Below are 23,810 nucleotides of genomic sequence, written 5' to 3'. Positions count from 1 at the left end.
GTTTCGATTCCGATCGAAAGATCACGTTCGAAAACGAAGAGACCCCCTCCGATCTACGTTTCCGCAGATCGGAGGGGGTCTACCTTCATGTGGCGGCGCCAGGATTCGAACCTGGGAAGGCTGAGCCGGCAGATTTACAGTCTGCTCCCTTTGGCCGCTCGGGCACACCGCCGGGGTTGCTGCCTTGAGGACCGCTTTTCGGCGGTGCTCCCTGGCAACGACGTAAACGATACCTGATGCTCGGGGGTGCTTCGCCACCCGATTGATCTGCGCTTGGTGGGGAGGGGGTGGCTAGGCTTATGCGGATGCGGCCGGGGACCTACGCCGGGCTCGACGGCCGCCCCTACGCACCCCGATACAAGGAGCCACAGGACATGGCCGACTCCAGTTTCGACATCGTCTCGAAGGTCGAGCGGCAGGAGGTCGACAACGCCCTCAACCAGGCCGCCAAGGAGATCTCACAGCGCTACGACTTCAAGAACGTGGGCGCCTCCATCTCCTGGTCCGGCGAGAAGATCCTGATGGAGGCGAACTCCGAGGAGCGGGTCAAGGCCATCCTCGATGTGTTCGAGACCAAGCTGGTCAAGCGCGGTATCTCGCTGAAGGCGCTGGACGCGGGAGAGCCCCAGCTCTCCGGCAAGGAGTACAAGATCTTCGCGTCCATCGAGGAGGGCATCTCCCAGGAGAACGCGAAGAAGGTGGCGAAGATCATTCGCGACGAGGGCCCGAAGGGCGTGAAGGCGCAGGTGCAGGGCGACGAGCTGCGCGTCAGCTCGAAGAGCCGTGACGACCTGCAGGCCGTGCAGGCGCTGCTCAAGGGCAAGGACTTCGACTTCGCGCTGCAGTACGTGAACTACCGGTAGCCGTCGGCCGCCAACCGGCTTCGGCTGGTGGTTCTTTGCGCGTACGAGAAAAGTTGCGCCTACGAGGAAGGGTGGGCACCCGAGGGTGCCCGCCCTTCTCGCCTGCTGGCTGCGGCCTCGGGGCGCGCGCTCAACGGCGCGAGTCGCCGAACAGGATGCGGTAGAGGATGAGCAGCACGAGCGAGCCGCCGATCGCGGCGGCCCACGTGGCCCCGTCGTAGAACTGCTTGGCGATCGGGTGGTCCAGCCAGCGTGCGGAGATCCAGCCGCCGATGAAGGCGCCCGCGATGCCGATGATGGTCGTACCGATGAAGCCGCCCGGGTCACGGCCCGGCAGCAGGAATTTGGCTATGGCTCCGGCCAACAGTCCCAGAATGATCCAGCTGATGATGCCCATGCCCTGAACCTGCCTCTCCGCGCTGTGCCTGTGCTGTGATCCTGCTCCGGACCTGCTGTGTCATGCCTTCGAGTTCGAGCAGCCGGTGGTCGTGCCGGTGTTCCTGGCGCGTCGTCGGGAAGGACGCCTGGTCGGCGGCGGTCGGTTGCAGCGATCAGTAGGGTGCCGCCCATGACAAAGTCCGGATCCGAGTTGCGGCGCACCCTGGGCGTCGGGGACGCCGTGGTCATCGGGCTCGGGTCGATGGTGGGTGCCGGGATCTTCGCGGCGTTGGGCCCCGCGGCACGGGCGGCAGGGTCCGGTCTGCTCCTCGGGCTCGCGGTCGCGGCCGTGGTCGCGTACTGCAACGCGATGTCCTCGGCACGGCTGGCCGCTCTCTATCCAGCCTCCGGTGGCACATATGTGTACGGGCGTGAGCGTCTCGGCGCCTTCTGGGGGTATCTGGCCGGCTGGTCGTTCGTCGTCGGGAAGACGGCCTCCTGTGCGGCGATGGCGCTCACCGTGGGCGCGTACGTCTGGCCGGGGCAGGCGCACGCGGTGGCGGTCGGGGCCGTGGTGGTCCTCACCGCGGTCACCTACGGCGGCACGCAGAAGTCCGCCTGGCTGACCCGGGTGATCGTTTCGGTGGTCCTCGCGGTCCTCGCTTCCGTGGTGGTCGTGTGTCTCGGCTCGGACGCCTCCGACGCCGGGCGGCTGGAGGTCGGGGTCTCCGGTGGCGCGGGCGGGGTGCTTCAGGCGGCGGGGCTGCTGTTCTTCGCGTTCGCCGGATACGCGCGGATCGCGACGCTCGGTGAGGAGGTACGGGATCCGGCGCGCACCATTCCGCGCGCGATCCCGACGGCCCTGGGTATCGCGCTCGTGGTGTACGCGGCGGTCGCGGTGGCGGTCCTTTCGGTGCTGGGGCCGGACGGGCTCGGGCGCGCCTCGGCGCCGCTGGCCGACGCCGTGCGGGCGGCCGGTGTGCCGGGGCTCGTGCCGGTGGTACGGGTGGGTGCGGCCGTGGCCGCGCTCGGCTCGCTCCTCGCCCTGATCCTGGGCGTCTCACGGACGACGCTGGCCATGGCCCGCGACCGTCATCTGCCGGGCGCCCTGGCCGCCGTACATCCGCGTTTCCAGGTACCGCACCGGGCGGAGCTGGCCGTGGGCGCGGTGGTCGCCGCGCTGGCCGCGACGGTGGACCTGCGGGACGCGATCGGGTTCTCCTCCTTCGGTGTACTGGCGTACTACGCCGTGGCCAACGCGTCCGCCTGGACGCTGAGTCCCGCTCCGGCGGCGCGGGTGGTGCCGGTGCTGGGAGTCTTCGGGTGCGTGACCCTGGCGGTCGCGCTGCCGGCGGTTTCGGTCGTCGTGGGCGCGGCTGTGCTGGGGGTGGGTGCGGCGGCGTACGGCGTGAGGGTACGGGCGGGCTCGCGGTAGCCACCGGCAGGGCCTCGGTGGCGGGCGGGTCGCTACGAGGCCTGTGCCGCCGCCGTGCGTATGCGGAAGTCGGGCCACGGGGCCAAGTCCGTGTCGTCGTTGGACTCCTCGTACCAGCCGGAGCCCTCCAGCCAGGTGTCCAGCCACGCCTCCAGGTCGGGTGCGTCCACGTACCAGGCGTGGTCGGCCTCGTCGGCGTTCGGCTCGAAGAGCAGGACCGTGCCCCGGGGGCTGCGGCAGTCCACGCACGCGTACATCCCGCAGCCCCAGTGGGATATCGGCAGGACCCCCTCCGGCCAGGGCCAGTCCGGGTCCTGGCGGCCGCTCTCCCGGTGGGCGAGGTACTGCGGGACGGCGGCGGGCTCGCCGGACGGGGAGCCTTCGAGCAGCGGCAACAGGCCGTACTCCGGACCAAAGCCGCCGTCCCCTATCCGCAGGTAGAGCGCCGCGAGCAGTGGCGGCAGGGTGAAGCCCAGGACGGCTTCGGCGCGGGTGACCGCCGTCGCGTCCACGGGCTCGGGGAGCGAAGGCCAGCCCCATGGGCGGGTGTTGCGGGCCTCCGTACCGACCCGTGCCAGCAACTGCTCGATTTCGGTCATGGGTTCATGATGCAGCGCGCCACTGACAATCGGGCGGCCTGTGGATAACCCATCAGACATCAGACGATGCGTACGTCGACGGTGTTCTCGGTGAGGAAAGCCAGTTCCTCGAATGTCGGGGCCTGCGGTCGCGGCACGGTGTCACGCCGAGGCAGGTGCGGGCGACGTCGGCGTCGTGCCGGACAAGAGTGAAGGCCGCTCGGCGCCGTAGCCGCCTCGCAGGCAGTCGGCGGCGGCGCTCAGGTCGTGGCCGAAGTAGCCGCCGGGGCCGTTCACCGCCCCTCCCAGCGCGCGGTGGGAAGCTGGCGCGTCGGTGACGTGGCGGCCGTCGAGATGGTAGGTGGAGCCGGGCTCTGGGCCGGGCCCGTACGGGTTCGTTCTTCCCCGGGCCCGGTCGAGCCAGAACTCGCGCCCCTGTGGACTGCATCGGGCCCAGCTGTTCGGCTCGGACTGGCGTTGGTGCCACCACACGTCCAGGCCTCGCGGGCTGCTCTGGGAAGCCGCCGCGACCAGGGATCGAGGGTGAGATCGACCAGGGCCCGGCCGTGCGCGGAGGGGATCCACGCGATGATCTCGCCTCGAGCACGGAGCCGACCGTCCAGCCGACCCGGTTGAGGCGCAGCACGCGAGCGTGTCCCAGATCCTCGTCGCCCGCTTCGAGCGCGTCACACAGGGATCCGCGCGCGAAGCAGCCGAGCAGGCGCACCGGCGGCTGGGCCGGTTCGAGAAAATCGCCGGGGACGTGGCCGAGGTCCCTGCAGTGACCCCACAGCTCGCCGTCCGCGCCCAGAAGCCGGTGTCCCGCGGACAGTAACGGCCGTTGGGGGTGTTCGGCCGGGTCTCCGGGACCGCCGACGCCTCGACGGTGATGTCGCGCAGCGTCGGGTCGAGCGCGCACGGGCGGTCACCGAGGACCCGTACGTACTCCAGTGGCCATTCCTCCCCGACCGGGGTGTGGGTGGCGTCGAGGGTCCGCGACGCCCCGTCAGCGTGTGGCGAACGGCTCGTCCGTGCGGACGATTTCGCGGCCCAGCGGGAGCAACGAGACCGGGATGAGCTTGAAGTTGGCGATGCCGAACGGGATGCCGATGATCGTGATGCACAGGAGGATGCCGGTCACGATGTGGGCGAGGGCGAGCCACCAGCCCGCGAGGACCAGCCACAGGACGTTGCCGACGCAGGAGGGAGCGCCCGCGTCGCGGCGCTCCACCGTCGTATAGCCGAAGGGCCACAGGGCGTAGACGCCGATACGGAAGGCCGCGATGCCAAAGGGGATGCCGATGATGGTGATGCACAACAGCAAGCCGGCGGCCAAGTAGCCGAGGAACAGCCAGAAGCCGCTCAGGACGAGCCAAATGACGTTCAGGATTGTCTTCATTGCTGGCGACCTGCCATCTGCTCGAGCCGGGCGATGCGCTCCGCCATCGGCGGGTGCGTGGAGAACATCTTCGACATTCCCTGGCCCGGGCGGAAGGGGTTGGCGATCATCATGTGGCTCGCGGTCTCGATGCGCGGCTCAGGGGGCAGCGGCAGTTGTTTGGTGCCCGCGTCGAGCTTGCGCAGGGCACTGGCGAGGGCGAGGGGGTCGCCGGTGAGCTGGGCGCCGGACGCGTCCGCCTCGTACTCCCTGGAGCGGCTGATGGCCAGCTGGATGAGGGACGCGGCGAGCGGACCCAGGATCATGATCAACAGCATGCCGAGGATGCCGGGACCCTCGTCGTCGTTCGAACGGCCGATCGGGATCAGCCAGGCGAAATTCACCAGGAACATGATCACGGAGGCGAGGGCGCCCGCGACCGACGAGATCAGGATGTCGCGGTTGTAGACGTGGCTGAGCTCGTGGCCGAGGACGCCGCGCAACTCGCGTTCGTCCAGGATGCGCAGGATTCCTTCGGTGCAGCACACCGCCGCGTTGCGCGGGTTGCGCCCCGTAGCGAACGCGTTCGGCGCTTCCGTCGGTGAGATGTACAGGCGCGGCATGGGCTGGCGGGCCTGGGTCGAGAGCTCCCGGACGATGCGGTACAGGGCCGGGGCCTCGAATTCGCTCACCGGGCGGGCGCGCATCGCGCGTAGAGCCAGTTTGTCGCTGTTCCAGTACGCGTACGCGTTCGTCCCGATCGCGATGAACAGCGCGACGACGAGGCCGGTACGCCCGAAGAAGCTGCCGATGACGATGATGAGTGCGGACAGTCCCCCGAGGAGTACGGCGGTCCTGAGCCCGTTGTGCCGGCGGTGCACGGTACGCCCTCCAAGTGGTGCGGCAGGGGAACCCTTTGCTTGCTGATGCCTTGCGTCCACTCTTCAGTGGACCCTCCCGTACTGGTCAACGCCAGGCGGGGAGCACTAGTTCCCTTGTGCGGGCGGTGGCGCGCCTACGCCGTGCGGGTGACGGTGTCAGAACAGGCCGGTGGCCGAGAAGCGCAGGACCAGCTGGGGTGCTCCGGAGAGGGCGATGCCCAGGACGGCCGTCAGAGCGATCGCGGCGGTCAGTGGGGCCGGGACGCGGTGTTGCTCGGGCTCGCCCTCGGGGGCGCGGAAGAGCAGGGTCGTCCACTGGAGGTAGTAGAAGAGCGCGATCACGACGTTCACGGCCATGACCACGGCCAGCCAGCCGAGCCCGGCGTCGACGGCCGCCGAGAAGACGGTGACCTTCGCGAAGAGGCCGATGATGCCCGGCGGCAGCCCCGCGAGGCACAGCAGGAAGAAGCCGAGCATCAGCGCGGACAGGGGGCTCCTCGCGTACAGGCCTCGGTAGTCGCTGATGCGGTTCAGGGGGCACGTACGGGCGACGAGCGCGGCCACGGCGAAGGCGCCCAGGTTCACCACGGCGTACATCAGGGCGTACGCGACGGTGGAGCCGACGGCCTTCCCGGTGTCCTTGGAGTAGGCGGCGGAGGCGATCGGGACCAGGAGGTAGCCGGCCTGGCCGACGGAGGACCAGGCGAGCAGTCGGACCGCGCTGTACGCGCGCGTGGCCTGCTGGCGCAGGGCGCCGACGTTGCCGACGGTCATGGTGAGGGCGGCCAGCGCGGCGAGCGCGGGGCCCCAGACGTCCGCGTACGAAGGGAAGGCGACGACGGTGACGAGGATCAGGCCGGAGAAGCCGACCGCCTTGCCGACGACCGACAAGTAGGCGGCGACCGGCAAAGGCGCCCCTACGTAGGTGTCGGGCACCCAGAAGTGGAAGGGCACGGCGGCCGTCTTGAAGGCGAAACCGACGAGGGTGAGGACGACTCCCGCCTGGGCGAGGGTGTGGAACTGTCCCTCGACGTGCTGGATCTTGTCCGCGATCTGGGTGAGGTAGAGGGTGCCGGTCGTCGCGTAGACGAAGCTGACGCCCATGAGGCTCACGGCGGTCGCGGTGACGGAGGACAGGAAGAACTTCAGGGCCGCCTCGGAGGACTTCTTGTCGCCGCGTTTGATGCCGACGAGTGCGAAGGCGGGCAGTGAGGCGACTTCGAGGGCGACGATGAGCGTCGCGAGGTCGCGGGAGGCGGGCAGCAGGGCGGCGCCCGCGGCCGAGGAAAGCAGCAGGAACCAGAACTCCCCCTCGGGGAGTTCCTTGTTGGCGTCCTTCAGGGCCGTGACCGACAGCAGTGCTGCCAGGAGCGCGCCGCCGAGGACAAGGAGCTGGATGACGAGGGTGAAGCGGTCCGCCGTGTAGCTACAGGCGTGCGCGTCGCCGGTGAGACAGAAGGTGGCGCGGTCGCCGTCCAGAAGAGGCAGCAGCATGAGCGCGGACGCGGCGAGCCCCACCACCGACACCCAGCCGAGTACCGCCTTCTTCTCCTCTCCGATGAAGAGGTCGGCGACGAGCACGACGAGTCCGACGACCGCGGCGAGGGTGGGCGGCGCGATCGCGAGCCAGTCGACGGACTGGACCAGGGAGCTCATCGGGTGCCTCCTGCGAGGAGCTGTTGTACGGCCGGGTCGGTCAGGCCGAGGAGGGCCTTGGGCCACAGACCGGCGACGACGGTGAGGGCGACGAGCGGTGTCCAGGCCGCGAACTCGTAGCTCTGGACGTCGGCGAGCTTCGGCGCCTCCTGCCGCGGGGTCTCGCCCATGCACACACGGCGTACGACGACGAGCATGTACGCGGCCGTGAGCAGCGTTCCGAAGGCGGCGATGGCCATGAACGTCAGATACGCGGGACGGCTGAGGTCGGCGGCGGGTTTGAACGCGCCGAACAGGGCCAGCATCTCGCCCCAGAACCCTGCGAGGCCCGGGAGCCCGAGCGAGGCGACGGCGGCGAAGGCGAGGAGGCCGCCGAGACGCGGAGCCTTGCCGTAGAGCGCGGCGCCGGTCTCCTCGGCGAGGGCGTCGAGGTCGGTGGTGCCCGTGCGGTCCTTCAGCGCCCCGACGAGGAAGAAGAGAAGGCCGGTGATGAGGCCGTGGGCGATGTTGGCGAACAGTGCGCCGTTCACGCCGGTCGGGGTCATCGTCGCGATGCCGAGCAGGACGAATCCCATGTGGCCGACGGACGAGTACGCGATGAGCCGCTTGAGATCGCCCTTCGCGCCCTGCTTAGCGAGAGCCAGGCAGGCCAGGGATCCGTAGATGATCCCGACCACGGCGAAGGCGGCGAGATAGGGGGCGAAGGTGTGCATCCCGTCCGGCGCGATCGGCAGCAGAATCCGGACGAACCCGTACGTACCCATCTTCAGCATGACACCGGCCAACAGGACCGAGCCGACGGTGGGCGCGGCGGTGTGGGCGTCCGGCAGCCAGCTGTGCAGCGGCCACATCGGCGTCTTGACCGCGAGCCCGATTCCGATCGCCAAAACGGCGATGACCTGCACGGATGTGGTCAGCGACCGGCCGTTGTCAGTGGCGAGTGCCACCATGTCGAATGTGCCCGCCTTGATTCCGATCAGGAGCAGGCCCAGCAGCATGACGACCGAACCGAGCAGTGTGAAGAGGATGAACTTCCAGGCCGCGGCCTGGCGCTGCGCACCGCCCCACCGGGCGATGAGGAAGTACATCGGGATGAGCACGATCTCGAACGCGAGGAAGAACAGCAGCAGATCGAGGACGGCGAAGGTCGCGAGGGTGCCGGACTCGAGGACGAGCAGCAGTGCGACGAAGGCCTTCGGGGTCGGCCCCGCGGGCATCTTGAAGTAGCTGTAGAGCGCGCAGAGGAAGGTCAGCAGCGCGGTCAGGACCAGAAGGGGGAGGGAAATGCCGTCGATGCCGAGGTGGATCCGCACGTCGAGCGCGGGGATCCAACTGATGTCCGTCGTGGCCTGCATCTTCGACGGGTGGTCGTGGTCGAAGCCGAGCGCGAGGACGATCGCGGCGATGAGCACCACGCCGGTGACGATCACGCCGTGCCGCAGCACCGCCTGGTCCGGCGACTTCCCCTTCAGTCCGGGCGGCGCGGGCAGGAGAGCGGCGGCGGCGCCGATGAGCGGCCCGACGACGATCAACGCGAGAAGAATCTGCATCACGGATTCACTGATATCGATCACGCCTGCTCACGCTCCCGTGGCGACGAGGAGGGCGGCGACCACCAGGACGACGGTGCCGGCGAGCAGCGCGCTCACATAGGTCTGCACATTGCCGGTCTGCGCGCGCCGTACGGCGGCGCCGAGCAGGCGGGGTAGGGCGGCGGCGCCGCGTACGTAGGTGTCGACGACCTCGCGGTCGAGGAACCGGACGAGTGTGGCTCCGGCCTGGACGGGGCGGACGAACAGCACGTGGTACACGGCGTCGAGGTGGAATCCGACGGCCGCGTGCCGGTGCAGCGGGCCGAGCAGCAGCCGTCCGGGGTCCGCCGGGTCGGGGGCGTAGGCCACGTCTCCGAACGCGGGTGCGTGGCTGGCGATCGCCTCCGCCTCGACCAGCGCGGGCTCGGCGTCGGGGTGGGCCGCGACCGCACCCATCGGCACGCGGGGAGCCAGCGCGGTGGTGTGCCGCCAGGCGCCGTAGGTGATGATCCCGCCGACCAGAGCGAGCCCCGTGCCGAGGACGGAGGTGGTGAGGACCGGTGTGAGGTCGCGGCCGTCGAACCATTCGGGCAGTGGGCCGTACGCGAGCCCGAAGGCGAGAGAAGGGACGGCGAGCACCCACAGCACGACGGTCATGCTGCGCGGCTCCTTGCCGTGGTCGGGGGCCTCGACGCCCCGGCCGTGGAAGGCCAGCAGCCACAGCCGGGTCGCGTACGCGGCGGTGAGCACGGCGGTGACCAGGCCGGCGACGAGGACGATCCAGCCCGCGGAGCCGGGGGCGTGCTCGGTGTGGCCGGTGGCGACGTGCTCGGCTGCGCCGAGGACGGCCTCCTTGGAGAAGAAGCCGCTGAACGGCGGGATCGCGGCGAGCGCGAGCAGCGCCACGGTCATCGTCCAGTAGGCGTCGGGGACGCGGGATCGCAGGCCCGTCATGCGGGACATGACGGCCAGCGAGTTGGTGCCAGAGGCGTGGATGATCACGCCGGCGGCGAGGAACAGCAGCGCCTTGAAGGCGCCGTGGGACAGGAGGTGGAAGACGGCGGCACCGCGGTCGCCGACGGCGAGGGCGCCGGCCATGTAGCCGAGCTGGCCGATCGTCGAGTACGCGAGGACACGCTTGATGTCGTCCTGGGCGAGTGCGGCGAGTGCCGAGCCCGCCATCGTGACGGCGGCCATGACGGCGAGGACCACCATCGCGGCCGAGGAGGCCTGGAAGACGGGGAGGAGCCGGGCGACGAAGTAGATACCGGCGGCGACCATCGTCGCGGCGTGGATCAGGGCAGAGACGGGTGTCGGGCCCGCCATCGCGTCGGGCAGCCAGGTGTGCAGCGGGAACAGCGCCGACTTGCCCGCCACGCCGGCGAGGAGCAGCAGGGCGATCAGCGTCGGATGGTGCAGTCCGCCGCTCGCGACGGTGCCGAGGACCGTGGTGATGCGGAAGGACCCGGCGTCGGTGCCGAGGGCGAACAGACCGATGAGGAAGGGGACGTCGCCGAGTTTGGTGACCAGGAAGGCCTTGATCGAGGCGGCGCGGGCCTCGGGGGTCTCCCAGTAGTGGCCGACCAGGAAGTACGAGCAGATGCCCATGACCTCCCAGCCGACCAGGAGCACGATCAGGTCGCCGGAGTAGACGACGAGCAGCATCGCGGAGGTGAAGAGGGAGACGAGAGCGGCGTACGAGAGGTAGCGCGGGTCGTTGCGCAGGTAGCCCGTCGAGTAGATCTGCACGCAGGAGGCGACGACGCCGACGAGTACGGCGACGAGGGCGGCGAAGCCGTCGATGTGCAGGGCGAGTTCGATCGGGACCGAGCCGGTGGGCGTCAGTTCGGTGGCCGCGTTGATGGCCAGGCCGCCGCCCTGGCGCACGGCGACCAGTACGGCGAGGACGAGCGAGGCGAGGGACGGGAGTACCGCGAGGGGGCGGACGTAGCCGGGGGCCGTGCGGCCGAGGAGGAGTCCGGCTGCGGCGCCCAGGAACGGAAGGAGGGGGACGAGGACGGCGAGGGTGGTCGTGGTCACGCGGTGGCCTCAGCCTTCTCGTCTCCCGTGACGGGGGCTTCTTCGGTGCCGTCGCCGTGGGAGCCGTCCGGGGCGGGGCCCTCGGCGGCGTCGCGGAGCTTGTCGATGTCCGAGGTGCCGCGGCCCCGGTAGACGGCGAGGACGATCGCCAGACCGATGCCGATCTCGGCGGCCGCGATGGCGATGGTGAACAGGGTCAGGGCCTGGCCGGAGTGGAGCGTGTCCCGGGCGGTCCTGGAGAGCCAGACGTCGAAGGCGACGAGGTTCAGGTTGACGGCGTTGAGCATGAGCTCGACGGACATCAGGACCAGGATCGCGTTGCGGCGCGCGAGGACTCCGTACAGGCCCGTGCAGAAGAGGAGGGCGGAGAGCACGGCGGGATAGGCGAGGTGCATCAGCGGGTCCCTTCCTTCTCGCTGCGGCGGCTCTGGTCACCCGTGGGGGTGCCGGCGTCCGTTGTGGTGGTCGCGTCCGCCTTCGCCTTGCGGGAGAGGACGATCGCGCCGACCAGGGCGGCGAGGAGGAGGACGGAGAGGGCCTCGAAGGGGAGGACCCAGTTCTGGAAGAGGCTCGCTCCGGTGACGTCGGTGGAGCCGGCGGCGGGGCCCTTCAGGTCGACCCAGGTGGTGCGGAAGGCGTCCACGACCACCCAGACGAGGGCGGCGGCCGCGGCGACGGCAACTGTGAGGGCGGCCCAGCGGTTGCCGGAGTCGGCGTCCGGGGAGCGGCCGATCGGCGCCTTGGTGAGCATCAGACCGAACAGGAGGAGGACGACGACGGAACCGACGTAGATGAGGACCTGCACCCAGGCGATGAACTCGGCCGTGAGCAGGAGGTACTCGACGGCGAGGCCGCCGAGCGTCATCACCAGCCACAGGGCGGCGTGCACCAGCTGCTTGGTGGTGACGGTGACGATCGCGGCGCCGAAGGTGACCAGGCCGACGAGGAGGAAGGCGATCTCGACGCCCGTCGGGGAGAGGAAGCCGTGGCTTGCGGCGGCGGTGGCCGTGGCCCGCGCCGCGGCGGCCGTGGCTGCTGCGAGGCTCACGACGCACCGTCCTGCGGGTCGGAGGGCTTGGAGGGCTCGGGCGTGACCGGGGTCGTGCCCGCGGTCGTACCTCTGCCCGTGCCCGTGGTCGTGCCCGCGGTCGCGTCCGTGGTCGTAGTCGTGCCGCTGGCCGGGGGTTCGGGCTGGGCAGGCTGTTCGGCTGTCTGCGCCGTGAGTTCGGCTGCCTCGGCTGCTGTGGCTGCCTCGGCGGCGAGCTTGTCGGCGGTTTTGCGGGCGGCGGCCAGTTCCTTCGGTTCCTCGGCGCCGGGGTCGAGGGCGGGCGGGGCCGGAACCGTCCACATCCACTCGCGGAGCTTGTCGCGCTCGTGGGTGAGTTCGTGGATGTCGGTCTCCGCGTACTCGAACTCCGGGGACCAGAACAGCGCGTCGAAAGGACAGACCTCGATGCAGATACCGCAGTACATGCACAGGGAGAAGTCGATGGCGAAGCGGTCGAGGACGTTGCGGCTGCGCTCGCGGCCACCGGGGGCGGCCGGCGGGACCGTCTCCTTGTGGGAGTCGATGTAGATGCACCAGTCCGGGCACTCGCGGGCGCACAGCATGCAGACCGTGCAGTTCTCCTCGAACAGGCCGATGACGCCGCGGGAGCGGGGCGGGAGTTCGGGCTGGGCGTCCGGGTACTGCGCGGTGACGGTCTTCTTCGTCATCGTGCGGAGGGTGACGGCCAGGCCCTTGGCGAGTCCGGAGCCAGGAATGCGGGGACGGGTGGGCGGGAGAGGCTCGGCCATGGTTACGAGATCACCACCTTGACGATGCCGGTGAGGGCGATCTGGGCGAGAGAGAGGGGAACGAGGAGGGTCCAGGAGAGTTTCTGGAGCTGGTCCTCGCGCAGGCGGGGGTAGGTGACGCGCAGCCAGATCACGACGAAGGCGAGGAGGGCCGTCTTCAGCAGGGTCCAGACCCAGCCGAGGCCGTCGGCACCCCACGGGCCGTGCCAGCCGCCCAGGAAGAGGACGGTGGTCAGACCGCACAGGACGACGATTCCGGCGTACTCGGCGAGGAGGAAGAGCGCGAAGCGCAGGCCGGTGTACTCGGTGTACGCGCCGAAGATGATCTCCGAGTCGGCGACGGGCATGTCGAAGGGCGGCCGCTGGAGTTCGGCGAGGCCCGCCACGAAGAAGACGACCGCGCCGACGATCTGCCAGGGCACCCACCACCACTCGAAGGCGGCGACGATGCCGGGCAGGGAGACCGTGCCGGCCGCCATCGCGACGGAGGCGGCGGTCAGCAGCATCGGGAGTTCGTACGCGAGGAGCTGCGCGGCGGTGCGCAGGCCGCCGAGGAGGGAGAACTTGTTCGCCGAGGCCCAGCCCGCCATGAGCGAGCCGAGGACGCCCACGCCCATCACGGCGAGAACGAAGAAGATGCCCGCGTCGACGACCTGGCCGACGGCGCCCTCGCCCGGGCCGATCGGGATGGCGAGGAGGACGAGCAGGTACGGGAGGAGGGCGACGGCGGGGGCGAGCTGGAAGATACGGCGGTCCGCACCCGTGGGGACGATGTCTTCCTTCTGTGCGAACTTCACGCCGTCCGCGACGAGTTGGGCCCAGCCGTGGAAGCCGCCGGCGTACATCGGGCCGAGGCGGCCCTGCATGTGGGCCATCACCTTGTGCTCGGTCTGACCGACGATCAGGGGGAACGTCAGGAACACGACGAAGACGACCAGGAGGCGTAGGGCGACGTCGAGAGCGTCGTTCACTGCGTGCCTCCGGTTGGGTTTCTGGGGGTGGGGTCTTCGGGGGTGGGGTCTTCGGGGGTGGGGGTGGAGCCGGGGTCCGAGTCGGAGTCCAGTTCCGAGTCCGAGTCGGGGGATGCGGGGGGTTTCGCGGTGGCCTCGGGGGCGGGCCTCGGGGCGGCTGCGGGCTCCGGGGTGGCCCCCGGCTCCGAACCGGACTCCGGCGCCGACTCCTGCGCCGGCTCCTGCTTCGGCTCCTGCTTCGGCTCGTCGAACGCGGGGCGGGCGTGGTGCCAAGGGGCGTCGGAGCTGCGCGGCGCCGCGGGCCTTGCTGGTACGGCGGCAGCGGGCGGCTCGGCGGGAACTGTCGGCCCCGCGGGGGGCGTTGGTTCGGTGGAGGGTGTTGGTTCGGTGGGAGCGGGCGGCTCGGTGGCCTGCGTCCTTTGTGTCGCCGAGCCCTGGCTCGCGCTGCGCGCACGGCGGGGGCCGGCGGGAGGCGTCGGCTCGGCGACCCCAGGGGCGCCGGGGGCTGTCGTGGTCGCCTGCTGGTCGGTGGCCGGGGCCTCGGTCTGCTGGCTGGCCGAGCCCTGGCTCGCGCTGCGCGCCCGGCGCGGTGGCGTCGGGGCCTGCGCACCGGCAGTGGCGGCAGTGGTGGCACCGGCGGCGGGACCGGTCCCCGTGCCGCCGGTGGTGGTGGCCTGGCTTGCCGAGCCCTCGCCCGCCGTGCGGGCCCGCCGCACCGGGCGGTCGCCGGCGGCTCGGGCCGCTCCGCGCGCCGGGCGGGCGGGGGCCGGGGCGAGCTGGCCCTTCAGGGGACCCCATTCGTTGGGGTCGGGGACGCCGGGCGGAAGCATCTGGCGGCGCTTGGGGCCACCGTGATCGGACTCCCCCGGCTCCTTCGCCCCGGGCCAGGCCTTGGCGACGCGGGCGGCGAGGACGAAGTCCTTGCGGAGGGGGTGGCCTTCGAAGCCCTCGGGGAGAAGAAGGGGGGCGAGGCCCGGGTGGCCCTCGAAGGTGACGCCGAACATTTCGTGGGTCTCGCGCTCGTGCCAGCCGGCGCCGGCGTACACGGAGACCGCCGTCGCCAGGACGGGTGCCTCGTGCGGGACGGTCGTACGGACGAGGAGGCGGCGTACGGGGGACAGGGCCACCACGTGCGCGGCGACGCGGAAGCCCGTGCCGGGTTCGTCGACGGCGCTCAGCCAGTCGAAGTAGGTGCAGCCCAGCGAGTCGCGCGCGGTCTCCAGGGCGGAGAGCCAGGCAGTCGGCGGTACGTCGACCGTCAGGACCTCGTACGACTCCTCGGCCGTGGCCTCCGGGCCGAAGAGTTCCTCGACGGGGGCGGGGAGCCAGCCGACGGTCATCGGTCCTCCCCCACGGCGGGCGGACGCACCAGGTCGCTCTGGAGGGCGGCGGCCGACGGACGCGGCGAGGAGCTGTAGCGCTCCCCCAGCGACTCCCGGGCGATCTTCTCCTGGAGCTTGAGGATGCCCTGGAGCAGCGCCTCGGGGCGGGGCGGGCACCCGGGGACGTAGACGTCCACCGGGATGATCTGGTCGACGCCCTTGGTGACGGAGTAGGAGTCCCAGTATGGGCCGCCGCAGTTGGAGCACGCGCCGAAGGAGATGACGTACTTCGGCTCGGGCATCTGCTCGTAGAGGCGCTTGACGGCCGGGGCCATCTTGTCCGTGACCGTGCCGGAGACGACCATCAGGTCGGCCTGGCGCGGACCCGGCGCGAACGGGATCACGCCGAGCCGGATGAAGTCGTGCCGGGCCATCGACGCGGCGATGAACTCGATCGCGCAGCAGGCGAGACCGAAGTTGAAGACCCAGAGCGAGTAGCGGCGGCCCCAGTTCAGGACCACCTTCATCGGCTCCGGAGCCAGCCGGGAGAGCACGCCGAGCCGCTTCGGCTCGGGAAGCAGCACCGGCTCGGGAAGCATGGACTCGGGCGGCGGCGCCGGCTCGGAGGTCGTCGAGGGGGTCACGTCCGAGGGGGTCACGTCCATGTCAGGACGCCCTTCTTGTATGCGTACAGCAGGCCCACGGCCAGGAAGCCGAGGAAGATGAACATCTCCACGAGGGTGGCCGCGCCGTAGCCGGGCGCGGCGAAGACGGTCGCCCAGGGGAAGAGGAAGATCGAGTCGACGGCGAAGATGACGTAGAGGAAGGCGTAGACGTAGTAGCGGACCTGGGTGTGGGCCCAGCCCTCGCCGACGGGGTCGACGCCGCACTCGTACGTCAGGAGTTTCTCGGGGGTCGGGACCACCGGCCGCAGCAGACGGCCCGCCCCGAAGGCGACGGCGACGAAGAGCACGCCGACGACGGCGAGCAGTCCGACGACCGAGTACGACTGGAAGTAGCCCGCCGCGACGACGGCCCCGGTTGCCGTGACAACGGTCGGTTCCGGCACGTCAGCCCCTCACTCCCTGACCTCGTTGCGCCCGGCGCGCGCCCCGTCGCGCACGCTGTGATGCGCCCCGTTCGACGATCTGTACGGACGGGAGTCTAGGGCCTGCTAAAGAGACGGTAAGCAGCCCGTCACGCATTGGCTATCGGGGACATGTCACGGACTCGTCCGCCTCGCCCGTCGCCGGGTTCCCGGACTCGCCCGGCTCACGTGTCACCGGATTCCCGTCCGCACCTCGCGGTCACTTCCCATTTCACCTCGCGAGCACATCCAGGTACACCGCGCGGCGGCGATCGCTTTCACCTCAAGGGGTGGGGTTTTCCCCAGTGGATCGTGGCGGTCGACCTCATGGCGCGGCGGCTCGCCGCCGGGCAGGCTAGCGAATATGACCGAACGCATCATCCCTGTCGGCCCTGTCGGCCCTGTCGGCCCCGTCGGCCCGTCGGACACGCCGCGAGCCCTGGATATACCGGGCGCACCGGATGTACCCGACAAGTCGGCCGACAGTGACCGGCTGCCTCCCCCACGTTTCGCCCTCAGCCGGCAGACGTGGAAGGAGATCGCGCACCTCCTCGCCAATCTGCCGGCCTCGATCTTCGGCTTCGTGTACGTCGTGACGCTCATCTCCACGGGCGCGGGGCTGGCCGTGACGGTGATCGGGCTGCCGCTGCTCGCGGGCGGGCTGCGGGGCACGCGGCTGCTGGGCCGGATGGAGCGGGCGCGGGCGCGCAAGCTGCTCGGCGTGCGGATCGACGAGCCGAGTCCGATGCCGGTGCGCGGGACGGGTTTCTTCCCCTGGCTGTGGTCGAGCCTGCGGGACCCGGTGGCCTGGCGGACGGCGCTGTACGACTTCATCCGGCTGCCGTGGGGCATCGTCACGTTCACGGTCACGCTGACGTCGTTGTTCCTGCTGTGGCCGGTGCTGCCGTTCCTCGCTCGGGGGCTGACGAACGTGGACCGGGCCATGGTGCGCGGGCTGCTGTCGCCCTCGGACGAGTTGGAGCGGCGCATCGCCGAGCTGGAGTCGGACCGGGGGGTCGTGGTCGACACGGCCGCGGCGGACCTGCGGCGCATCGAGCGGGATCTGCACGACGGGGCGCAGGCGCGGCTCGTCAACCTCGCGATGGGGCTCGGGCTCGCCAAGGAGAAGCTCCTCGAGGGCCAGGCCGACGAGACCGTCGCGGCCATGGTCGACGAGGCGCACGGCGAGGTGAAGCTGGCCCTGCAGGAGCTGCGCGATCTGGCCCGTGGCATCCATCCCGCGGTCCTCACCGACCGGGGCCTCGACGCGGCGCTGTCGTCGGTCGCCTCGCGCTGCACCGTGCCGGTGAAGGTGACGGCCGACCTCCCGACGCGACCGGCCGCCGCCATCGAGGGCATCGCCTACTTCACCGTGTCCGAGCTGTTGCAGAACGTCAGCAAGCACAGCGGGGCGCGCTCCGCGTCCGTCGACGTGTGGCGGTCGGACGAGCGGCTGCTCATACAGGTCCAGGACAACGGGCGCGGTGGGGCCGCCCTCGACGGCGGTACGGGGATGGCGGGGCTCGCGGACCGGCTGGGCGCGGTGGACGGGCTGTTCGTCGTCGACTCGCCGCCCGGCGGGCCGACCACCATCACGGCGGAGCTGCCTTGGCGGGACCGGGGGGACGGGCGGGGCTGACGGGGCTGACGGGGCCGACGGGGCTGACGGGGCTGACGGGGCGAGTGGGACGGGCGGGACCGGCGGACGGGCCTTGGCCGGGGGGTCTTGGCGGGGCGGTCGGTGGGTCTTGGCGGGGCGGTCGGTGGGTCTTGGCGGGGCGGTCGGTGCGGGGTCTGCGCATGACTGAGATGTATGTGCGGTTTCCGTACGGCTGAGGTGCCTGTGTGTGATTTCCGTACGTCTGAGGCATCTGCGTCGTTTCCGTACGGGCGCGGCCTCTGCCCGGTTTCCTACAGGCGCGGCCCCCGCGTTTTCCGGGCGGGCGTCGGGCTCCGGGGTAGGGAAAACCCCCGTCCCAAGACGCCGACCCGCTCCATGGTCGGGAAGGGCCGGGGACAGCAGGGTGGGAGTACGAGCCGACGAGCAGGACGAGTAGAACGGACGACACCGATGGCGACGGAGTACGGACAGGGGTACGGGTACCCGAGCGGGCCCGGATTCCACGAGGCGGGCGCCGAGGAGCGGCGGCACCGTCTCCCGGCACCGCTGCGGGCGCCGATCGAGGCGCGCAGCTGGCGCGAGTTCGGTTATGTGATGTCGGGCCTGCCGGTCGGCATCCTCATGTTCACGTTCGCCGTCACGATGTTCTCGCTCGGCATGGGGCTGCTGATCACCTTCCTGGGGATCCCGGTGCTCGCCGCGGCCCTCGCCGGCATCCTCGGGTTCGGCGCGCTGGAGCGGGCGCGGGCGCGTGGGTTGCTCGGGATCGAGGTGGCCGCGCCGGAGCCCCTGCGGGTGCGCAAGCACGGGGCGATGGCGTGGATGGGTGCGATCCTCAAGAGCGGTTCGGCGTGGCGGCATCTGTTGTACTCGGTGGTGCAGTTCCCGTGGTCGGTGTTCTCGTTCGTGGTGGCGTTGAGCTTCTGGGTGTACGGCTGGGCGATGCTGACGTATCCGCTGTGGTTCTGGCTCTTCCCGGTGTACGGCGGGCAGGGCGGCCTCCAGCTCTACGGCGACGGCGCGCACCGCATCTACCTGGACAACCCCTTCGAGATCACCGTCACCGCGCTGCTGGGGCTGCTGATCACGATGGCCACGCCGTGGATCGTGCGGGCGCTGACCACGGTGGACCGGGTGATGGTGGCGGGGCTGCTCGGGCCGTCGCGGCTGGCGAGCCGGGTGGTCGAGCTGGAGTCGGACCGGGGGGTCGTGGTCGACACGGCCGCGGCGGACCTGCGGCGCATCGAGCGGGATCTGCACGACGGGGCGCAGGCGCGGCTCGTCAATCTCGCGATGGGGCTCGGGCTTGCCAAGGAGAAGCTCACCGAGGATCCGCGGGCCGCGGCGCGGATGGTGGACGAGGCGCACGGTGAGGTGAAGACGGCGTTGCAGGAGCTGCGGGATCTGGCGCGTGGGATTCATCCGGCCGTGCTGACCGATCGTGGGCTGGATGCGGCACTGTCTTCCGTGGCCTCGCGGTGCACCGTGCCGGTGCAGGTGGATGTGGATCTTCCCGCTCGGCCGGCGCCGGCGATCGAGGGGATCGCGTACTTCACCGTCTCCGAGCTGCTGCAGAACATCAGTAAGCATGCGCGGGCGACGCGGGCGATGGTCGATGTGTGGCGGGTCGATAACCGGTTGATGGTTCAGGTTGTCGACGATGGTGTGGGTGGGGCCGATGTTTCCGGTGGTTCCGGGCTTGCGGGGCTGGCGGAGCGGCTCGATGCGGTGGACGGGGTTCTGGTGGTGGACTCTCCTGTGGGTGGGCCCAGTCGGATTACTGCGGAGTTGCCCTGGCGGGGGTGAGCGGGGGGCGTGGGGTGGGGTGTTTCTCGCCCCCGCCGCCCCTACCCGTCCCATCCCGGGGGCTCCGCCCCCACCCCCCCGGCGGGGCTCCGCCCCTGCACCCCAGCGGACCACGGCCGCAACCCCGCGAGACCCCGCCCTCGCGAGCCCGCGCGCGCCCCCGCACCCCGGGGGCTCCCCGAATCCCACTGCCCTGCCCCTACGCCCCACCAAAGAACCTTTACGAGGCGGCACGAGTGCGCCCCCAGGGGCACCGCCGCCCCCTCCTCCCCCCACCAGCCCGAAATCCCCGCCCCCCTGAACCCCACCCGGAGCCAAAAGTGCGCCCCCCGTATTCCCCCTCCCCCCACCCCCTGATTTCCCTTGATTTCCCTTGATTCCCCTTGCCCCGGCACAGGGCGGTTCGAATGCTGGGATGCTGTGGGCTGATGTATGAGCGGGGACGCGGCCGGCGTGGGTCGGGGAATGGTGTGGGGGGCCGAGAATCGTGGAGGACAGGGTGCGGGTGGTCATCGCCGAGGATTCAGTGCTGCTCAGGGAGGGCCTGACCCGGTTGTTGACCGACCGCGGGCACGACGTCGTGGCCGGTGTCGGAGACGGCGACGCGCTGATCAAGACCATCACCGACCTGGCGGCCCAGGACTCGCTGCCGGACGTCGTGGTCGCCGACGTACGGATGCCGCCGACGCACACCGACGAGGGCGTGAAGGCGGCCGTGCAGCTGCGCAAGCAGCACCCGGGGGTGGGGGTGCTGGTGCTGTCGCAGTACGTGGAGGAGCGCTACGCCACCGAACTGCTGGCCGGTTCGAGCCGTGGCGTCGGCTACCTGCTCAAGGACCGCGTCGCGGAGGTGCGCGAGTTCGTGGACGCGGTGGTGCGGGTGGCCCAGGGGGGTACCGCGCTGGACCCGGAAGTGGTCGCGCAGCTGCTCGGGCGCAGCCGTAAGCAGGACGTGCTGGCCGGGCTCACCCCGCGGGAGCGGGAGGTCCTAGGACTTATGGCCGAGGGACGCACCAACTCGGCGATCGCGCGGCAGCTCGTGGTGAGTGACGGAGCGGTCGAGAAGCACGTCAGCAATATCTTCCTGAAACTCGGACTTTCCCCGAGCGACGGCGATCACCGGCGTGTTCTCGCGGTCCTCACCTATCTGAACTCCTGAGGGACTGACACTGGGTCAGCAGAACGGAAGCGCCCCCGGGTGACAGGGACGCCCGACACGGCACCAGAGCGGCGCGAGACCGGCACGAGAACCAAAGGATGAGGTAGAAGCGTCTTCCAGAGGAGCGTCGGGGGCGAGTAAGTCATGACAAATCAGGGCGTCGAACCGTCTCAAAATGGTGTCCATCATGCGAACGGCCGGGGGAAGGCGACCCTTACAGACGTAGGGTTGATCCTGGGAGGGCCTGCGGGAAGGCCACTCCCAGACAGCCGCCTCGAAGGAGGTCCAGTTAAGTGACCAGCCAGGTCAGTAGCCCAGCGGAGCACGCCGACGAAGCCGTCGTAGGAGAACAGCGCAAACCGGCGGGGGCGAAGGAAACACGCCGGCTCGACCGGGTGATCATCCGGTTCGCGGGCGACTCCGGTGATGGAATGCAACTCACCGGCGACCGCTTCACCTCCGAGACGGCGTCCTTCGGCAACGATCTTTCGACGCTGCCGAACTTCCCCGCCGAAATCCGAGCGCCCGCAGGCACCCTGCCGGGCGTTTCTTCATTTCAGCTGCATTTCGCGGACCATGACATCCTCACACCCGGTGACGCGCCGAATGTGCTGGTGGCCATGAATCCGGCGGCGCTCAAGGCGAACATCGGTGATGTGCCGCGCGGCGCGGAGATCATCGTCAACACGGACGAGTTCACGAAGCGGGCGATGGCGAAGGTCGGTTACGCGGCCAGCCCGCTGGAGGACGGTTCGCTGGACGGGTACGCCGTCCATCCGGTCCCGCTGACGACGATGACGGTCGAGGCGCTCAAGGAGTTCGAGCTGTCCCGCAAGGAGGCCGAGCGCAGCAAGAACATGTTCGCGCTGGGGCTTCTGTCGTGGATGTATCACCGGCCCACCGAGGGCACGGAGAAGTTCCTGCAGACCAAGTTCGCGAAGAAGCCCGAGATCGCCGCCGCCAACATCGCCGCGTTCCGGGCGGGCTGGAACTTCGGTGAGACGACGGAGGACTTCGCGGTCTCGTACGAGGTCGCTCCGGCCGCCAAGACCTTCCCGACCGGCACCTACCGCAACATCTCCGGGAACCTGGCCCTGTCGTACGGCCTGATCGCCGCCTCCAAACAGGCGGACCTGCCCCTCTACCTGGGCTCTTACCCGATCACCCCCGCCTCAGACATCCTGCACGAGCTCAGCAGGCACAAGAACTTCGGCGTGCGCACCTTCCAGGCCGAGGACGAGATCGCGGGCATCGGCGCGGCCCTGGGCGCGGCCTTCGGCGGCTCCCTCGCCGTCACCACCACCTCCGGGCCGGGTGTGGCGCTGAAGTCGGAGACCATCGGGCTCGCGGTCTCCCTCGAACTGCCACTGCTGGTCATCGACATCCAGCGCGGCGGCCCGTCCACGGGTCTGCCGACGAAGACGGAGCAGGCGGACCTGCTCCAGGCGATGTACGGGCGCAACGGAGAGGCCCCGGTCCCGGTGGTCGCCCCGTGCACACCGGCCGACTGTTTCGACGCCGCCCTGGAGGCGGCCCGGATCGCCCTCACCTACCGCACCCCCGTCCTCCTCCTCTCCGACGGCTACCTGGCCAACGGCTCCGAGCCGTGGCGGATCCCGGAGGTCGACGAACTCCCGGACCTGCAGGTGCAGTTCGCACAGGGTCCGAACCACACCCTGGACGACGGCACCGAGGTGTTCTGGCCGTACAAGCGCGACCCGGGGACCCTGGCCCGCCCCTGGGCGATCCCGGGCACACCGGGGCTCGAGCACCGCATCGGCGGCATCGAGAAGCAGGACGGCACGGGCAACATCTCCTACGACCCCGCCAACCACGACTTCATGGTCCGCACCCGCCAGGCGAAGATCGACGGCATCGACGTCCCGGACATCGAGGTCGACGACCCCTCCGGCGAGGCCAACACCCTGGTGCTGGGCTGGGGTTCGACGTACGGACCCATCACCGCGGCGGTACGGCGGCTGCGGACGGCCGGGGAGAACATCGCGCAGGCCCATCTGCGCCACATCAACCCCTTCCCCCGGAATCTCGGCGCGGTGCTGGGGCGTTACGAGAAGGTGGTGATCCCCGAGATGAACCTCGGCCAGCTCGCCACGCTCGTCCGGGCGAAGTACCTGGTCGACGCGCACTCCTACAACCAGGTCAACGGCATGCCGTTCAAGGCCGAACAGCTCGCCACGGCGCTCAAGGAGGCCATCGATGGCTGAGACGTCCACAGGAAGCGCGGACACGATCGAGGCCCTCACCCTGGTGCCCAAGGCCGAGGCCAGGCAGTCCATGAAGGACTTCAAGTCCGATCAGGAAGTGCGCTGGTGCCCCGGTTGCGGTGACTACGCGGTCCTGGCCGCCGTACAGGGCTTCATGCCCGAGCTCGGCCTCGCCAAGGAGAACATCGTCTTCGTGTCGGGCATCGGCTGCTCGTCCCGCTTCCCGTACTACATGAACACGTACGGTATGCACTCCATCCACGGCCGCGCGCCCGCCATCGCGACGGGCCTCGCCTCCAGCAGGCGTGACCTGAGCGTGTGGGTGGTGACCGGTGACGGGGACGCCCTCTCCATCGGCGGCAACCATCTGATCCACGCGCTGCGCCGCAACGTGAACCTGAAGATCCTGCTGTTCAACAACCGGATCTACGGCCTCACCAAGGGGCAGTACTCGCCGACCTCCGAAGTCGGCAAGATCACCAAGTCGACGCCGATGGGCTCGCTGGACGCGCCCTTCAACCCGGTGTCCCTGGCCATCGGCGCGGAGGCGTCCTTCGTGGCCCGGACCGTGGACTCCGACCGCCAGCACCTCACCGGCGTACTGCGGCAGGCCGCCGCCCACCCGGGCACGGCGCTGGTGGAGATCTACCAGAACTGCAACATCTTCAACGACGGCGCCTTCGAGGCTCTCAAGGACAAGCAGCAGGCCGAGGAGGCGGTGATCCGCCTCGAACACGGGCAGCAGATCCGCTTCGGCGCGGACCGCGCCAAGGGTGTCGTACGGGATCAGCTGACCGGTGACCTGAAGGTCGTCACCGTCACCCCGGAGAACGAGGCACAGATCCTGGTCCACGACGCCCACTCCGCGTCCCCGACCACGGCCTTCGCGCTCTCCCGGCTGGCCGACCCGGACACCCTGCACCACACCCCGATCGGCGTCCTGCGCTCCGTGGAGCGGCCGGTCTACGACACCCAGATGGCCGACCAGCTCGACACGGCCATCGAACAGAACGGCAAGGGCGATCTCGCCACGCTCCTCGCGGGCGGGGACACCTGGACGGTCGTCGGCTGAGCGAGCCGA

22 protein-coding genes and 1 tRNA gene are annotated in these 23,810 nt (G+C 70.2%); 8 read left to right on the top strand and 15 right to left on the bottom strand.

The genetic code is table 11. The features are described 5' to 3' along the window. Nucleotides 1-90: 90 nt before the first annotated feature. Nucleotides 91-172, bottom strand: a tRNA-Tyr gene (locus tag ACIQTP_RS24675). Between the two features lie 202 nt (nt 173-374). Here ACIQTP_RS24675 and ACIQTP_RS24670 point away from each other — a divergent pair. Then, the gene (locus ACIQTP_RS24670) at nt 375-863 is read left to right on the top strand and encodes a YajQ family cyclic di-GMP-binding protein (protein ID WP_101403673.1); all 489 of its coding nucleotides are present in this window, start codon (nt 375-377) and stop codon (nt 861-863) included. 130 nt (nt 864-993) lie between these two features. On the opposite strand, the gene ACIQTP_RS24665 is transcribed toward ACIQTP_RS24670, so the two are convergent. Further along, nucleotides 994-1,260, bottom strand: a complete 267-nt coding sequence (locus tag ACIQTP_RS24665) for a GlsB/YeaQ/YmgE family stress response membrane protein (protein WP_402034595.1) — start codon at nt 1,258-1,260, stop codon at nt 994-996. A gap of 171 nt (nt 1,261-1,431) precedes the next feature. Between ACIQTP_RS24665 and ACIQTP_RS24660 the strand changes: the two genes are divergently transcribed. After that, entirely contained in the window at nt 1,432-2,676 is a 1,245-nt protein-coding gene (locus tag ACIQTP_RS24660; RefSeq protein ID WP_403403123.1) for an APC family permease, read from the top strand. Nucleotides 2,677-2,708: 32 nt separating this feature from the next. On the opposite strand, the gene ACIQTP_RS24655 is transcribed toward ACIQTP_RS24660, so the two are convergent. Continuing rightward, nucleotides 2,709-3,275, bottom strand: a complete 567-nt coding sequence (locus tag ACIQTP_RS24655) for an SMI1/KNR4 family protein (protein WP_403403120.1) — start codon at nt 3,273-3,275, stop codon at nt 2,709-2,711. Between the two features lie 631 nt (nt 3,276-3,906). Between ACIQTP_RS24655 and ACIQTP_RS24650 the strand changes: the two genes are divergently transcribed. After that, entirely contained in the window at nt 3,907-4,089 is a 183-nt protein-coding gene (locus tag ACIQTP_RS24650; RefSeq protein ID WP_403403117.1) for a hypothetical protein, read from the top strand. Nucleotides 4,090-4,260: 171 nt separating this feature from the next. On the opposite strand, the gene ACIQTP_RS24645 is transcribed toward ACIQTP_RS24650, so the two are convergent. From ACIQTP_RS24645 to ACIQTP_RS24590, 12 genes are all read right to left on the bottom strand, one after another. Next, on the bottom strand, nt 4,261-4,653 hold the full coding sequence (locus tag ACIQTP_RS24645; protein ID WP_168494571.1) for a YccF domain-containing protein: 393 nt from the start codon (nt 4,651-4,653) through the stop codon (nt 4,261-4,263). Then, nucleotides 4,650-5,513 (bottom strand): zinc metalloprotease HtpX, encoded by an 864-nt coding sequence (htpX, locus tag ACIQTP_RS24640; RefSeq protein ID WP_403403113.1) that lies wholly within the window; start codon nt 5,511-5,513, stop codon nt 4,650-4,652. Before htpX ends, ACIQTP_RS24645 begins: the two co-directional genes overlap by 4 nt. 156 nt (nt 5,514-5,669) lie before the next feature. Next, nucleotides 5,670-7,169 carry an NADH-quinone oxidoreductase subunit N gene (locus tag ACIQTP_RS24635; protein WP_403403110.1) on the bottom strand — a complete coding sequence of 500 codons (1,500 nt, stop codon included), beginning with the start codon at nt 7,167-7,169 and terminating at the stop codon, nt 5,670-5,672. Continuing rightward, complete coding sequence (locus tag ACIQTP_RS24630) at nt 7,166-8,743, bottom strand: NADH-quinone oxidoreductase subunit M (protein WP_403403107.1); 1,578 nt, start codon at nt 8,741-8,743, stop codon at nt 7,166-7,168. Before ACIQTP_RS24630 ends, ACIQTP_RS24635 begins: the two co-directional genes overlap by 4 nt. A 6-nt stretch (nt 8,744-8,749) precedes the next feature. Then, the gene (locus tag ACIQTP_RS24625; protein WP_403403104.1) at nt 8,750-10,741 is read right to left on the bottom strand and encodes an NADH-quinone oxidoreductase subunit L; all 1,992 of its coding nucleotides are present in this window, start codon (nt 10,739-10,741) and stop codon (nt 8,750-8,752) included. Then, a complete protein-coding gene (nuoK, locus tag ACIQTP_RS24620) occupies nt 10,738-11,136 on the bottom strand; it encodes an NADH-quinone oxidoreductase subunit NuoK (protein WP_402034578.1) in 399 nt (132 codons plus the stop codon). Before nuoK ends, ACIQTP_RS24625 begins: the two co-directional genes overlap by 4 nt. Continuing rightward, complete coding sequence (locus tag ACIQTP_RS24615; RefSeq protein WP_403403100.1) at nt 11,136-11,789, bottom strand: NADH-quinone oxidoreductase subunit J; 654 nt, start codon at nt 11,787-11,789, stop codon at nt 11,136-11,138. The genes nuoK and ACIQTP_RS24615 overlap by 1 nt, the downstream gene beginning before the upstream one ends. Further along, nucleotides 11,786-12,538 (bottom strand): NuoI/complex I 23 kDa subunit family protein, encoded by a 753-nt coding sequence (locus tag ACIQTP_RS24610; protein ID WP_403403098.1) that lies wholly within the window; start codon nt 12,536-12,538, stop codon nt 11,786-11,788. Before ACIQTP_RS24610 ends, ACIQTP_RS24615 begins: the two co-directional genes overlap by 4 nt. A 2-nt stretch (nt 12,539-12,540) precedes the next feature. Next, on the bottom strand, nt 12,541-13,509 hold the full coding sequence (locus ACIQTP_RS24605) for an NADH-quinone oxidoreductase subunit H (RefSeq protein ID WP_403403095.1): 969 nt from the start codon (nt 13,507-13,509) through the stop codon (nt 12,541-12,543). Continuing rightward, nucleotides 13,506-14,849 carry an NADH-quinone oxidoreductase subunit C gene (locus ACIQTP_RS24600; RefSeq protein WP_403403092.1) on the bottom strand — a complete coding sequence of 448 codons (1,344 nt, stop codon included), beginning with the start codon at nt 14,847-14,849 and terminating at the stop codon, nt 13,506-13,508. The genes ACIQTP_RS24605 and ACIQTP_RS24600 overlap by 4 nt, the downstream gene beginning before the upstream one ends. Further along, the gene (locus ACIQTP_RS24595; RefSeq protein ID WP_403403089.1) at nt 14,846-15,496 is read right to left on the bottom strand and encodes an NADH-quinone oxidoreductase subunit B; all 651 of its coding nucleotides are present in this window, start codon (nt 15,494-15,496) and stop codon (nt 14,846-14,848) included. Before ACIQTP_RS24595 ends, ACIQTP_RS24600 begins: the two co-directional genes overlap by 4 nt. Then, nucleotides 15,487-15,900 carry an NADH-quinone oxidoreductase subunit A gene (locus ACIQTP_RS24590; RefSeq protein ID WP_067367359.1) on the bottom strand — a complete coding sequence of 138 codons (414 nt, stop codon included), beginning with the start codon at nt 15,898-15,900 and terminating at the stop codon, nt 15,487-15,489. Before ACIQTP_RS24590 ends, ACIQTP_RS24595 begins: the two co-directional genes overlap by 10 nt. Before the next feature lie 382 nt (nt 15,901-16,282). Here ACIQTP_RS24590 and ACIQTP_RS24585 point away from each other — a divergent pair, with 382 nt between their 5' ends. From ACIQTP_RS24585 to ACIQTP_RS24565, 5 genes are all read left to right on the top strand, one after another. Next, nucleotides 16,283-17,557, top strand: coding sequence for a sensor histidine kinase (locus ACIQTP_RS24585; protein ID WP_403403086.1), 1,275 nt, complete (start codon nt 16,283-16,285; stop codon nt 17,555-17,557). A gap of 432 nt (nt 17,558-17,989) precedes the next feature. Next, nucleotides 17,990-19,345 carry a sensor histidine kinase gene (locus ACIQTP_RS24580; RefSeq protein ID WP_403403083.1) on the top strand — a complete coding sequence of 452 codons (1,356 nt, stop codon included), beginning with the start codon at nt 17,990-17,992 and terminating at the stop codon, nt 19,343-19,345. A 499-nt stretch (nt 19,346-19,844) separates the two neighbouring features. Continuing rightward, a complete protein-coding gene (locus ACIQTP_RS24575; RefSeq protein WP_054232179.1) occupies nt 19,845-20,504 on the top strand; it encodes a response regulator transcription factor in 660 nt (219 codons plus the stop codon). 293 nt (nt 20,505-20,797) lie between these two features. Then, a complete protein-coding gene (locus tag ACIQTP_RS24570) occupies nt 20,798-22,729 on the top strand; it encodes a 2-oxoacid:acceptor oxidoreductase subunit alpha (protein WP_403403080.1) in 1,932 nt (643 codons plus the stop codon). After that, nucleotides 22,722-23,801: a 2-oxoacid:ferredoxin oxidoreductase subunit beta gene (locus ACIQTP_RS24565; protein WP_403403077.1), complete on the top strand. Its 1,080-nt coding sequence runs from the start codon at nt 22,722-22,724 to the stop codon at nt 23,799-23,801. Before ACIQTP_RS24570 ends, ACIQTP_RS24565 begins: the two co-directional genes overlap by 8 nt. The last annotated feature ends 9 nt before the right edge of the window (nt 23,802-23,810 follow it).

It is taken from the genome of Streptomyces sp. NPDC090798, assembly GCF_044768965.1.
Taxonomy (GTDB): Bacteria; Actinomycetota; Actinomycetes; order Streptomycetales; family Streptomycetaceae; genus Streptomyces.
This window is presented reverse-complemented; position numbering and strand designations above follow the sequence as displayed.

Coding starts and splice junctions, on each gene's coding strand:
- ACIQTP_RS24595 (WP_403403089.1), bottom strand. CDS start 15,496: ATGGACGTGACCCCCTCGGACGTGACCCCCTCGACGACCTCCGAGCCG.
- ACIQTP_RS24665 (WP_402034595.1), bottom strand. CDS start 1,260: ATGGGCATCATCAGCTGGATCATTCTGGGACTGTTGGCCGGAGCCATA.
- ACIQTP_RS24565 (WP_403403077.1), top strand. CDS start 22,722: ATGGCTGAGACGTCCACAGGAAGCGCGGACACGATCGAGGCCCTCACC.
- ACIQTP_RS24600 (WP_403403092.1), bottom strand. CDS start 14,849: ATGACCGTCGGCTGGCTCCCCGCCCCCGTCGAGGAACTCTTCGGCCCG.
- nuoK (WP_402034578.1), bottom strand. CDS start 11,136: ATGCACCTCGCCTATCCCGCCGTGCTCTCCGCCCTCCTCTTCTGCACG.
- ACIQTP_RS24635 (WP_403403110.1), bottom strand. CDS start 7,169: ATGAGCTCCCTGGTCCAGTCCGTCGACTGGCTCGCGATCGCGCCGCCC.
- ACIQTP_RS24660 (WP_403403123.1), top strand. CDS start 1,432: ATGACAAAGTCCGGATCCGAGTTGCGGCGCACCCTGGGCGTCGGGGAC.
- ACIQTP_RS24655 (WP_403403120.1), bottom strand. CDS start 3,275: ATGACCGAAATCGAGCAGTTGCTGGCACGGGTCGGTACGGAGGCCCGC.
- ACIQTP_RS24585 (WP_403403086.1), top strand. CDS start 16,283: ATGACCGAACGCATCATCCCTGTCGGCCCTGTCGGCCCTGTCGGCCCC.
- ACIQTP_RS24645 (WP_168494571.1), bottom strand. CDS start 4,653: ATGAAGACAATCCTGAACGTCATTTGGCTCGTCCTGAGCGGCTTCTGG.
- ACIQTP_RS24610 (WP_403403098.1), bottom strand. CDS start 12,538: ATGGCCGAGCCTCTCCCGCCCACCCGTCCCCGCATTCCTGGCTCCGGA.
- ACIQTP_RS24580 (WP_403403083.1), top strand. CDS start 17,990: ATGGCGACGGAGTACGGACAGGGGTACGGGTACCCGAGCGGGCCCGGA.
- ACIQTP_RS24670 (WP_101403673.1), top strand. CDS start 375: ATGGCCGACTCCAGTTTCGACATCGTCTCGAAGGTCGAGCGGCAGGAG.